The sequence below is a fragment of the Rhodovulum sp. P5 genome (assembly GCF_002079305.1).
In the GTDB taxonomy this organism is placed as follows: domain Bacteria; phylum Pseudomonadota; class Alphaproteobacteria; order Rhodobacterales; family Rhodobacteraceae; genus Rhodovulum.
This window is the reverse complement of the sequence record NZ_CP015039.1, coordinates 218,966-230,373: the sequence shown is the minus strand read 5'-3', so window position 1 is coordinate 230,373 and position 11,408 is coordinate 218,966. Positions and strand designations below refer to the sequence as shown.

11 protein-coding genes and 1 tRNA gene are annotated in these 11,408 nt (G+C 64.2%); 6 read left to right on the top strand and 6 right to left on the bottom strand.

Features of this window, described 5'->3' with window-relative positions; genetic code table 11:
- The first annotated feature begins 110 nt into the window (after positions 1 to 110).
- Entirely contained in the window at positions 111 to 809 is a 699-nt protein-coding gene (locus RGUI_RS01180) for a thioredoxin family protein (RefSeq protein WP_081531380.1), read from the top strand.
- Positions 810 to 819: 10 nt separating this feature from the next.
- On the opposite strand, the gene RGUI_RS01175 is transcribed toward RGUI_RS01180, so the two are convergent.
- The 4 genes from RGUI_RS01175 to purB all read right to left on the bottom strand — a co-directional run bounded on the left by RGUI_RS01175 (position 820) and on the right by purB (position 4,642).
- On the bottom strand, positions 820 to 1,710 hold the full coding sequence (locus RGUI_RS01175) for a lysophospholipid acyltransferase family protein (RefSeq protein WP_081531379.1): 891 nt from the start codon (positions 1,708 to 1,710) through the stop codon (positions 820 to 822).
- Between the two features lie 124 nt (positions 1,711 to 1,834).
- The gene (locus RGUI_RS01170; protein ID WP_172841051.1) at positions 1,835 to 2,899 is read right to left on the bottom strand and encodes a flagellar motor switch protein FliG; all 1,065 of its coding nucleotides are present in this window, start codon (positions 2,897 to 2,899) and stop codon (positions 1,835 to 1,837) included.
- Between the two features lie 163 nt (positions 2,900 to 3,062).
- Positions 3,063 to 3,227 carry a hypothetical protein gene (locus RGUI_RS21050; protein ID WP_156882831.1) on the bottom strand — a complete coding sequence of 55 codons (165 nt, stop codon included), beginning with the start codon at positions 3,225 to 3,227 and terminating at the stop codon, positions 3,063 to 3,065.
- Between the two features lie 104 nt (positions 3,228 to 3,331).
- On the bottom strand, positions 3,332 to 4,642 hold the full coding sequence (purB, locus tag RGUI_RS01165) for an adenylosuccinate lyase (RefSeq protein WP_081531377.1): 1,311 nt from the start codon (positions 4,640 to 4,642) through the stop codon (positions 3,332 to 3,334).
- 25 nt (positions 4,643 to 4,667) lie between these two features.
- Between purB and RGUI_RS01160 the strand changes: the two genes are divergently transcribed.
- Positions 4,668 to 5,132 carry a DUF6314 family protein gene (locus tag RGUI_RS01160; protein ID WP_253798714.1) on the top strand — a complete coding sequence of 155 codons (465 nt, stop codon included), beginning with the start codon at positions 4,668 to 4,670 and terminating at the stop codon, positions 5,130 to 5,132.
- Positions 5,133 to 5,200: 68 nt separating this feature from the next.
- Positions 5,201 to 5,806 (top strand): biotin transporter BioY, encoded by a 606-nt coding sequence (locus tag RGUI_RS01155; protein ID WP_081535912.1) that lies wholly within the window; start codon positions 5,201 to 5,203, stop codon positions 5,804 to 5,806.
- Positions 5,807 to 6,220: 414 nt separating this feature from the next.
- Here RGUI_RS01155 and glnA read toward each other — a convergent pair whose 3' ends face one another.
- The gene (gene glnA / locus RGUI_RS01150; RefSeq protein WP_081531375.1) at positions 6,221 to 7,627 is read right to left on the bottom strand and encodes a type I glutamate--ammonia ligase; all 1,407 of its coding nucleotides are present in this window, start codon (positions 7,625 to 7,627) and stop codon (positions 6,221 to 6,223) included.
- Positions 7,628 to 7,702: 75 nt separating this feature from the next.
- On the bottom strand, positions 7,703 to 8,041 hold the full coding sequence (locus RGUI_RS01145) for a P-II family nitrogen regulator (protein ID WP_081531374.1): 339 nt from the start codon (positions 8,039 to 8,041) through the stop codon (positions 7,703 to 7,705).
- Positions 8,042 to 8,210: 169 nt separating this feature from the next.
- Here RGUI_RS01145 and RGUI_RS01140 point away from each other — a divergent pair, with 169 nt between their 5' ends.
- The 3 genes from RGUI_RS01140 (at position 8,211) to tig (ending at position 11,398) form a co-directional block, all read left to right on the top strand.
- Positions 8,211 to 9,812: an NAD(P)H-hydrate dehydratase gene (locus RGUI_RS01140; protein WP_081531373.1), complete on the top strand. Its 1,602-nt coding sequence runs from the start codon at positions 8,211 to 8,213 to the stop codon at positions 9,810 to 9,812.
- A gap of 143 nt (positions 9,813 to 9,955) precedes the next feature.
- Positions 9,956 to 10,040: transfer RNA gene (locus RGUI_RS01135), tRNA-Leu, on the top strand.
- A gap of 26 nt (positions 10,041 to 10,066) precedes the next feature.
- A complete protein-coding gene (gene tig, locus RGUI_RS01130; RefSeq protein WP_081531372.1) occupies positions 10,067 to 11,398 on the top strand; it encodes a trigger factor in 1,332 nt (443 codons plus the stop codon).
- Positions 11,399 to 11,408 lie beyond the last annotated feature (10 nt).

The following is an 11,408-nucleotide window of genomic DNA, read 5'->3' as shown; positions in this document are numbered from 1 at the left end:
AGTTCACAGAAAAGCGGCCAATGCGCGCGGCAGGCTCCCGAATCCTTGATTGGCAGGTGTGCACCGGCTCCGGTAGGTAAGTTGGACAAGGGGAGACGGGGGCGAAACACATGCGCAAATTCATCTCGGTCCTGACGGTTGCGTGGCTCGCCGCCGCGGGTCTGGCCCGCGCCGACGGGGGACCGGTGGTGGTGGAGCTGTTCACGTCGCAGGGGTGTTCGTCCTGTCCGCCGGCCGATGAGTTGATCGCCGAGTTGGCCGAGCGGACCGACGTGATCCCGCTGGCACTGCATGTCGACTATTGGGACTATATCGGCTGGAAGGATGTCTTTGCCGACCCGGCCAACACCGTGCGCCAAAAGGCCTATGCCCGCGTGGCGGGGAAAAAGACGGTCTATACGCCGCAGATGGTCGTTGGCGGAACGGATCACGTGGTCGGCTATCGCCCGATGGACCTGGCCGCGGCGATAGAAGCCAATCATAAACTGGAAAGCCCCGTCAGCATCCACATGGATCGGGATGGAAACGACGTGAAGGTCACGGTGACCTCTGACAGGGTGTTCGACGAAGACGTCATCTTGCAGATCGTCAGCTACATCCCCGAGAAATCGGTCGAGATCAAGCGCGGGGAAAATGCCGGCAAGACCCTGCTTTACACCAATATCGTGAACCAGTGGCAGGCCGTCACCCGCTGGAACGGGGCGGAGCCGCTGGTGGTCGATGTCGAGACCGACGGCGACGAACCCGTCGTGGCCATCGTGCAGGAACGGGGGCCGGGGCGGATCCTCGCAGCCCTGCAAATGCGCTGAGTCGCGGGCCTTATCCGCCCTTGCCGACTTTCCAGCGCCTGTGAATCCAGAACCACTGCTCTGGCGCCGCCCGGACCCGGGCTTCCAGCCGATCATTCAGGGCCTGTGTCATCTGTTCCGCATCGGTATGGGGAACCGGCGCCTCGATCTCGATATCAAAGGACAACCCGTCGGGCAGCCTGCGGGCGTAGAAGGGAATCAGATCGGCCCCGTATCGCAGGGCCAGCTCGGCGGCCGATAGCGCGGTGCGGGCCGGGTGGCCCATGAAGGACAGGACGGGGCCGCGCCGGTCGTGCTGGTCGGTCAGCAGAACCAGGATGCCGCCGGCTTTCAGATGGCGCACGAAACCGGCCGTGCCCTTGCGGCCCTGGGGGAAGACCGGGCCGCCGAACGCCTCCATCGTGCGCTTGTAATGGGCGTTGAAGAAGCGGTTTGCCATTGGGCGGTAAAGACCGCCGATGCGGAACCCCCGTGCGACAAGGGCCGCACGGGCGGCCTCGTAATTCCCGAAATGGCCGGTGACGAGAATCACCGGGCGGCCGGCGGCGCGGGCAGCCTCCAGCGCGGCAAGACCTGGGCCATGCGGGGTGGCATCGGCCATGCGCGCCAGGAAATCTTGCGTGGAATAGTTCTCGATCAGGGTGCGCCCGGCATTGTCGGCCACGGCGCGCGCGATGCGGCGCCGCACGGCCTTCGGCATCCGGGGGTGGATGAGGTGAAGATTCGCCTCGGCCCGGGACAGGTACCCGGCAAGCGGTGCAACCACCGCCCGGGTCACCCATCCGACAAAGCCGACGCGCCGGTCATAGGGCAGCAGCAACGCCAGCCCGATCAGCCCCCGCAAGGCACGGTCCACGATCCAGTCCGCGATCAGTGCTGCTTTGCTTGCGCGCCTTTTCATCGGCTGCCGTCATGCCTCTGCCTGCCGGGGTGTCGACTGGCGCCGTGATAGGAAAGTGCAGGGCCGGGCACAAGCCGCGCAAGGGCCCGTACCCGCCGCCCGTCACCCCCAAGGGGTTTGGGCATCACTCTTCCGGGGCGCCGGATTTCAGCGTGATCTCGCCCGCGGCTTCCATCCCGCGCAGGCTGCTGGTGATCTGCGACATCGCCTCTTCGGCCTCTTCCTGAGACGGTTTTTCCCGTTCGGAGACTTCGTCGCGCAACTGGTCGGCCATGCGCTGCGAGATGTTGTTCAGGATGAAGTCGACCGCGGCCTGCGACTTTGCATCGGCGCCCGCCATTGCGGTGATCAGGACCGACTGTTCCACGGCGCGGGTGATCGACGGGATATCCCGCGGTTCGACCCGTGTTGCGATGTCGGCGAAGGTGAAGACGGCCATGCGGACGCGCTTGGCCAGTTCCTCGTCCTCTTCTGCAATCCCTTCCAGAACATCGTCGCGCGTGGCAGACGTGGCGACATCGAGGATCTGGCCCATGCGCAGTTCCGGTTCGGTATCGAAGGCGACGACAGGGGTGTCCGACATCCGGTCGGCCAGCGCCTTGCCGATCCGCACGACCGCACTGGGCGGCACGCTGCCGGTTTTCGAAATGGCAAGCGCCACGCGGCGGGCTTGTGCCCCCGGCATGTTCCCAAGGATCTTGGCGGCCACGTCGCTGGGCAGCTTCGAAAGCGCGACCGCCCCGATTTCCGGGGCTTCGTCGACAAGCAGTTCGGCAAGTTTCGCGGGATCCTGTGCGGACAGAAGTGCCCATGGGTCCGGCCCGCCCATGCGCCCGTGCTTGGCCTTTATATAGGCCGAAGCCTCGGGGCTGAGATGATCGCCAAGAAGGGCCAGCGCGCCGTCGATGCCACCGGGAAAGGACAGGCCGAACTGTTCCAGCTCGGCGATGAATTCCATGATCACCGATTGCAGCGTGTTGTCGTCGACATAGCGCATATCGGCGATTGCGTCGGTAATTCCGGCCTGATGCTGGGCGGGCAACTCTCCGATCGGAAACTCGATCCCCTCGTTCAGGACCAGCCGCACGATGATCGCCGCCTTCTGCCGGCGGGTCAGTCCGGAAGGCGGGGGCAGGGCGGCATCCCCGAAGTCTGAAAACTGCGCCAGGCTGTTCACTTTGCGCTCCATTCGCTTTTGCGGGTAGTTGGACCGATCATCGTTAAGGCGCAGTAAGCATGGCTTCGTGCGACCCGTAGCATTTGAACTATTCGGGCGAAATATTCGGGGTTTCGGGCAAGAAAAAGGCGCGGTGAAGCACCGCGCCATCAAGGCTGATTGATGTTGGGAAGCCTCAGCTTGTGGCCTGATCCACACAGGTTCCCGAGGCGGTGTCGTAGGTCTGGCCCTGGCCGCACTGGCTGGCATTCATCTTCTTCTCCCAGCCGCATCCCTCGGCCAGTGCCAGTGTCGGGGCAAGCGCCAGAAGGCCCGCCGAGACGATCATCCTGAAGGTCATGGTGCATCTCCCTAGTCCATGTGCGACACAAGGTAGCACGGAAATCCGGATTTCCAAACTGCCCTGCGCCACTTCAGGTTGCGGAAGCTGCCCCAAGCCGCTCTTTACGCCGTTTCGCCGAAGACCCGTGCAAAGATCGTGTCCACATGCTTGGTATGATAGCCAAGGTCGAACTTTTCCTCGATCTCTGCCGGCGAAAGGGCCGCGGTGACGTCCGCATCTGCCAGAAGCTCTTCCTTGAAGTCCTTGCCTTCTTCCCAGACCTTCATCGCGTTGCGCTGAACAAGGCGATAGGAGTCCTCGCGGCTGACCCCGGCCTGCGTCAGCGCCAGAAGCACCCGCTGGGACATCACCAGGCCTTTGAACTTGTTCATGTTCTTCAACATGTTCTCGGGGTAGACGACCATCTTGTCGATCACGCCCGCCAGCCGGTTCAGCGCGAAATCGAGCGTGACGGTCGCATCCGGCCCGATGCCGCGTTCCACAGAGGAATGCGAGATGTCGCGCTCATGCCAGAGCGCCACGTTTTCCAGCGCCGGGATCACGGTGGCGCGCACCAGCCGGGCCAGACCGGTCAGGTTCTCGGTCAGCACCGGGTTGCGCTTGTGCGGCATGGCGGAGGAGCCCTTTTGCCCGGCAGAGAAGAATTCCTCCCCTTCCAGAACCTCGGTCCGCTGCATGTGGCGAATCTCGATCGCGACATTCTCGATGCTGCTGGCGATCACGCCGAGGGTGGCGAAGAACATCGCGTGCCGGTCACGGGGGATCACCTGCGTGGAAATCGGTTCCGGCGTCAGGCCCATCATCTTGCAGACATGCTCTTCGACGGCGGGGTCGATATTGGCGAAGGTTCCGACCGCGCCGGAAATGGCGCCAGTGGCGATTTCCGCCCGCGCGGCCATAAGGCGGGCCTTGTTGCGGTCCATCTCGGCATAAAAGCGCGCGAAGGTCAGGCCCATCGTGGTGGGTTCGGCATGGATGCCGTGGCTGCGGCCGATGCGCACCGTGTCCTTGTGCTCATAGGCGCGGCGCTTCAGTGCGGCCAGCAGCTTGTCCATGTCGGCCAGCAGGATGTCGGCGGCGCGGGCAAGCTGAACGTTCAGGCAGGTATCCAGCACGTCGGACGAGGTCATGCCCTGATGGACAAAGCGGGCCTCGTCACTGCCGACATGTTCGGCCAGATGGGTCAGGAAGGCGATGACGTCATGCTTGGTGACGGCCTCGATCTCGTCGATGCGGGCGACGTCGAACTCCACATCCTTGGCTTTCCACACGGCTTCGGCGTTTTCCTTGGGGATCACGCCAAGGGCGGCCTGTGCGTCGCAGGCATGGGCCTCGATCTCGTACCAGATGCGGAACTTGGTGGCGGGGTCCCAGATCGCGGTCATCTCGGGGCGGGCATAACGGGGGATCATCGGCGAGCCTTGGCTTGGAACGGGAATGCAGGGTCTGATAGCGCTTGGCGGAGGACGGGGCAAGGAGCGCGCGATCATGCCGGATCTGGAAGAGTTTGTCGGCGACTGGACCCTGACGCGAGAGATCCGCGACGCATATGCCGGCCAGAACGCTCGGTTCGATGGGCGGGCGTGCTTTTCGCCGGGCGACGGCGGGCTGATGTATGTCGAGCGCGGCGTGCTTTGCCTGCCGGGGCAGGCGCCGATGACGGCAGAGCGGCAGTATCTCTGGCGGCAGGGTCCGGGCGGGGTAGAGGTGTTCTTCAACGATGGCCGGTTCTTTCATGCCATCGGCCCCGGTGACCGCCCCGAGGCGATGCATGATTGCGCGCCGGACCGATATCACGTGCGCTATGATTTCGCGCAGTGGCCCCGGTGGACGAGCGTTTGGCAGGTCAGCGGCCCGCGAAAGGACTATGTCATGCGGTCTGACTTTGCGCCGGCGGGGTGAGGGGGCTTGCGCGCTGGCGGGGGCTGGGGCAAAACCGGCTGAACGAATGCAACGGGAGTAACCGAACCATGGCCCATACCCTCACCGACAAGGTGCTTGCCGAAAATCTGCTTGCCGATCATGGCACCGCCCGGCGCGTGAAGCAGGCGCTGCTGGTCGTCGCCGGGATCGCCCTGCTGACGGTCGCGGCCAAGATCCGGGTGCCGATGTGGCCCTCGCCCGTGCCGATCACGCTGGGCACCTTCGCGGTGCTGACGCTGGGCGCGGCCTATGGCCCGCGGCTGGGTCTGGTGACGATCCTCGGCTACATGCTGGTGGGCGCGCTTGGCTTTGACGTGTTCGCCTCGTCCACGGCCGAGGTGAACGGCCTGTCCTACATGATGGGCGGCACCGGCGGGTATCTTGTGGGCTACGTGCTGGCGACGCTGGCGCTGGGGTTTGCGGCGCGGCGCGGGCTTGACCGCTCGGTCCTCGGGATGGCGGCGGCGCTGTTGGTCGGCAACGCGCTGATCTATGTGCCGGGTGTGCTGTGGCTGAACCAGTTCACCACCGGTTGGGCGCAGACGCTCAACTGGGGCCTGACGCCCTACCTGATCGGCGACGCGCTGAAACTGGCGCTGGCCGCACTGCTGATCCCGGCGGTGTGGAAGCTGATCGGCAAGCTGCGCGCCTGACGCACAAGACCGATCGCTTACAGAGTTGGAGCGCGGCCCTTTGGGGGCCGCGTTTTCTTTTATTGTTTTGTGACCCTTGCCGGTGTGGCCGGAACCTTCAAGAGAGCGGGGCGATCGCGGGGTCGAGGCGCGGCGCACCAACGGACCAGCCTGCACGCTTTATCGTTCCAAGTGCGTCTGCGATCCGTTTGTCGCGCACGCTTTAACGGCGCACCGCGCCGTGCGGGCGGCCCGGCGATAACGCGGGCGGGCCTACCGTCCTTCGCTCCATGCCCGGTTCCCTGACGTCAAAGGCACCGCTGGCACAAGCGGTCATTCTCTCACACCAGACATGGCGGCGCCTTGGCGTGCCTTGCCAAGACAAAAAAAGAGGCGCCCGCAGGCGCCTCTCTATCGTTCCGGTTCCGCTGTCGATCAGCAGCTGTAATACATCTTGTATTCGACCGGGTGCGGGCAGTGTTCGAAGGCGTAGACCTCTTCCCACTTGAGGTCGAGATAGCCGCCGATCTGGTCCTTGGTGAACACGTCGCCAGCCAGCAGGAAGTCGTGGTCGGCTTCCAGCGCCTCCAGGGCTTCGCGCAGCGAGCCGCAGACGGTCGGGATGCCTTCCAGCTCTTCCGGCGGCAGGTCGTAGAGGTTCTTGTCCATCGCCTCGCCCGGATCGATCTTGTTCTTGATCCCGTCGAGACCGGCCATCAGCAGGGCCGAGAAGCACAGGTAAGGGTTCGCCGACGGGTCGGGGAAGCGGGCCTCGACGCGCTTGGCCTTCGGGCTTTCGGTCCACGGGATCCGCACGCAGCCCGAGCGGTTGCGGGCCGAGTAGGCGCGCAGAACCGGGGCTTCGAAGCCGGGGATCAGGCGCTTGTAGGAGTTGGTGGACGGGTTGGTGAAGGCGTTCAGCGTCTTGGCGTGCTTCAGCAGGCCCCCGATGTAGTAGAGCGCTTCCTGGGACAGGTCGGCATACTTGTCGCCGGCAAACAGCGGTTTGCCGTCCTTCCAGATCGACATGTTCACATGCATGCCCGAGCCGTTGTCGCCCTGGATCGGCTTCGGCATGAAGGTCGCCGAGCGGCCGTAGGCCAGCGCCACGTTGTGGATGACATACTTGTATTTCTGAAGGTTGTCGCCCTGCTTGGTCAGGCTGTCGAAGATCAGGCCAAGCTCGTGCTGGGTGGTGGCCACCTCGTGGTGGTGCTTGTCCACGTTCATGCCCAGACGCTTCATCGTCGAGAGCATTTCCGAACGGATGTCCTGCCCGTCATCGGAGGGGTTCACCGGGAAGTAGCCGCCCTTGAAGTCGGGACGGTGGCCGGTATTGCCCATTTCGAACTCGGCGTCGGTGTTCCAGGCGGCGCCGTCGGCGTCGATCTCATAGGCCACCTTGTTCGGGGAAACGGCGTATTTGACGTCGTCGAACAGGAAGAATTCGGCCTCGGGGCCGAAATAGGCGACGTCGCCGATTCCGCTGGATTTCAGGTAGGCCTCGGCTTTCTCGGCGGTGCCGCGCGGATCGCGGTCATAGGCTTCGCCGGTGTCGGGCTCGACGATCGAGCAGTGCACGCACAGCGTCTTTTCGGCGTAGAACGGATCGATATAGGCGCTTTCGGTGTCGGGCATCAGTTTCATGTCCGATGCTTCGATCGACTTCCAGCCGGCGATCGACGAGCCGTCGAACATGAAGCCTTCTTCAAGGAAATCCTCGTCCACCTGGTCGGCCATCACCGTCACGTGCTGCAGCTTGCCGCGCGGATCGGTGAAACGGATATCGACATAGGCGACATCCTCGTCCTTGATGGTCTTGAGAACTGCGTCTTTGCTCATGTGACCTTCATCCCCTTTTCTTAGGTATGGTCCCTGGGTTGCCGGTTGGCCCGGCCTGACAATGTCTTGCTTGGCTTAGAGTGCGTCTTCGCCGGTTTCGCCGGTACGGATGCGGATCGCCTGCTCCACCGGGGAAACGAAGATCTTGCCGTCGCCGATCTTCTCGGTCTTGGCGGCATTCACGATTGCGTCGACAGCAGTATCGACCTGATCGTCGGGCAGCACGACCTCGATTTTCACCTTGGGCAGAAAATCGACGACGTATTCGGCGCCCCTGTAGAGCTCCGTATGCCCCTTCTGGCGGCCGAAGCCCTTTACCTCGATCACACTAAGGCCTTGGACACCTGCTTCTTGCAGGGCCTCTTTGACCTCGTCGAGCTTGAAGGGCTTGATGATCGCCTCGATCTTTTTCATGCAGGGCCTCCTCGCCGTGATTGTCAAACGGGACAGAGCACTTCCCCATGCCGGCTACAATTGCATAGAGTTCGGGCAGAAGACCCGTCTTCGCGCGAAGCTGGTCTTTGCCTGTCACATGAGCGCTCTGCCAGAGTATTGAGCAGAAATGAAACGCCGAGGCAATCAGATGGGTGAATTATTGACTGCGGCACAGATGCGCGCCGCCGAACGAAGCGCAATCGAGTCGGGCGCGGTCTCTGGTCTGAGCCTGATGGAGCGTGCCGGGCGCGGCGTGGTGGACGCGATTCTGGACGAATGGCCGGAGTTGAGGGCGGCCCCTGCGGTGGCGGTGGTTCTGTGCGGGCCCGGCAACAATGGTGGCGACGGGTTCGTCATTGCGCGCCTGCTGAAGGCGCGCGGCTGGCAAGTGCATGTGTTCATGTTCGGCGCGGCTGAGCGGTTGCCGCTGGATGCACGCCGGAATTGTGTGCTTTGGGAAGAGCTTGGGCCGGTTGGTGCCGCCGCCGACATGGCATCCGTGGACGATCTGATCGCATTGGGGGCGGCGGTTTTCATCGATGCCCTGTTTGGCACGGGGCTCAGCCGCCCGGTCGCGGACGCGCCCCCGCTTCGGTCGTTCCTCGCCTATGCGCGGCTTTGGGGGGACGGCGCGGGGCCGCCGACGGTGGCGGTCGATCTGCCGTCGGGCATGTGCAGCGACAGCGGGCGGGTCCTTGGCACGGCCATGCCGGCGGCGCTGACGGTGACGTTTCACAGGGCAAAGATCGGCCATTTTCTGCAACCGGATGCCGGATGGCAGCCCGACGGGGCGGGGCTTTGTGGCAAGCTCAGACTCGTTGATATCGGGTTACCGCCCCCGGAAGAGCGCGAGGATCCTGCGGGGCGGGCGACGGAGAGTCTCCGAACGGTCGAGCGCCCCTCAACCGCCGTCCTGAAACGACCCGGGGACGGGCACAAGTACAGCCATGGCCATGCGCTTGTGATCTCGGGCGGGGCCGGGCGTACCGGTGCGGCGCGGCTTGCCGCCCGGGGGGCGTTGCGGATCGGGGCGGGTCTGGTGACGCTCGCGGTACCCGGGGCGGCCCTGATGGAGTGCGCCTGCCATGTGACGGCCGTCATGTTGCGCCGCTGTGACGAAGCCGAAACGCTTGCCGCGTTGCTGCAGGACCCGCGGCTGAACGCGCTGTGCGTGGGGCCGGGCATGGGCCTGTCGGACCGGGAGGGGGAGCTGGTGGCCACCGTTTTGGCCGCGGGACGGCCCACCGTTCTGGATGCCGATGCGCTGACCCTGGTGGCGGGGGACAAGGCGCTGTTTTCGGCCCTGCATCCGCTTTGCGTGCTGACACCCCATGGGGGAGAGTTCGCAAGGCTGTTTCCGGACATCGCCGCGCGGTTGGCCGAACCGGCGCAACACGGGCCGGCCTATTCACGGGTCGATGCGGCGCGGGAGGCCGCCCGGTTGGCCGGATGCATCGTTCTGATGAAGGGGCCGGACACGGTGATCGCCGCGCCGGATGGTCAGGCGTCGATCCATGCCGCGCTCTATGACCGGGCCGTGCCGTGGCTGGCGACGGCAGGCGCGGGGGATGTGCTGGCGGGGATGATCGCGGGGCTTCTGGCGCGGGGGCTGTCGCCCTATCCGGCGGCGCGGAATGCGGCATGGCTGCATGCCGAAGCCGCGCGCCGTTTCGGCGCCGGGCTGATCGCCGAAGACCTGCCAGAGGCGTTGCCCGGCGTCTTGCAGGCGCTTGCCCAAGGGGAGGTGTAACCCGGTCCGGCACAGGCGGACAGGACGCGCAGGACCTTAACCCTTTTGGGTGTTTTTCCCCTCGCATCCGCAGTTGGCGTTTGATAGAAGATGCCGAAATTCACGGGGCGGCCCTTGGCGTCATGGGCTGCCCCGGTGATTTTGCGGGTGTGGCGGAACTGGTAGACGCACCAGATTTAGGTTCTGGCGCCGCAAGGCGTGGGGGTTCAAGTCCCTCCACCCGCACCAAGAACGAATGAGAAGGACGATACGCAATGCAGGTCACCGAGACCCTGAATGACGGCCTGAAGCGGGGCTACACGATCACCGTGACCGCTGCAGAACTTGACGAGAAGGTCAACGAAAAGCTGGCCGAGGCACAGCCCGAGGTCGAGATGAAGGGCTTTCGCAAGGGCAAGGTGCCCATGCCCCTGCTGAGAAAGCAGTTCGGCCAGCGCGTGCTTGGCGAGGTCATGCAGGAAACCATCGACGGCGCGATGAGCAGCCATTTCGATGAAACCGGCGACCGCCCCGCGATGCAGCCGCAGGTCACGATGCAGGGCGAGGACTGGAAGGAAGGCGACGACGTCGTGGTCGAAATGACCTATGAGGCGCTGCCCGAGATCACCGAGCCCGACCTGAAGGCGATCACGCTGGAGAAGATGGTCGTCAAGGCCGGCGATGCCGAAATCGAGGAAGCGCTTGGCAAGCTGGCCGGGACGGCCACGACCTATGAAGACCGGCGCAAGGGATCGAAGGCGAAGGAAGAGGATCAGGTGATCATCGACTTCGTCGGCAAGATCGACGGAGAGCCGTTCGAGGGCGGATCGGCGGAGGACTACCCGCTCGTTCTCGGCTCTGCCAGCTTCATCCCTGGCTTCGAGGATCAGTTGATCGGCGTGAAAGCCGAAGAGGAAAAGACCGTCGAGGTGTCCTTCCCCGACGATTACGGCGCAGACCACCTGAAGGGCAAGGCCGCGACCTTCGATGTGACGGTCAAGGCCGTCAAGGCGCCGAAACCGGCCGAGATCGACGATGAACTGGCCAAGCAGTTCGGGGCCGACGACCTTGCCGCACTGAAGGCCCAGGTGGCCGAGCGGCTGGAGGCCGAATATGCCGGCGCATCGCGCGCCATCGTCAAACGCGCGCTTCTGGATGTTCTGGATGACACCGTGTCGTTCGACCTGCCGCCGAGCCTGGTCGAGGCCGAGGCCAAGCAGATCGCGCATCAGCTTTACCATGACGAGCATCCCGAAGACACCGGGCACGACCATGGTGAGATCACGCCGACCGACGAACACCAGAAGCTTGCCGAGCGCCGCGTGAAGCTGGGCCTTCTGCTGGCCGAGATCGGGCGCAAGGCCGAGGTCAATGTCACCGATCAGGAACTGACCCAGGCGGTGATGGCACAGGCGCGCCAGTATCCGGGGCAGGAGCGGCAGTTCTTCGAATTCGTCAAGCAGAACCCGCAGATGCAGCAGCAACTGCGCGCGCCGATCTTCGAAGACAAGGTCGTCGACTATATCTTCGAACTGGCCGAGGTGACGGAGAAGGAAGTCAGCAAGGACGACCTTGAAAAAGCCATCGAGGCGCTGGAAGACGAATAAGCACGCATCC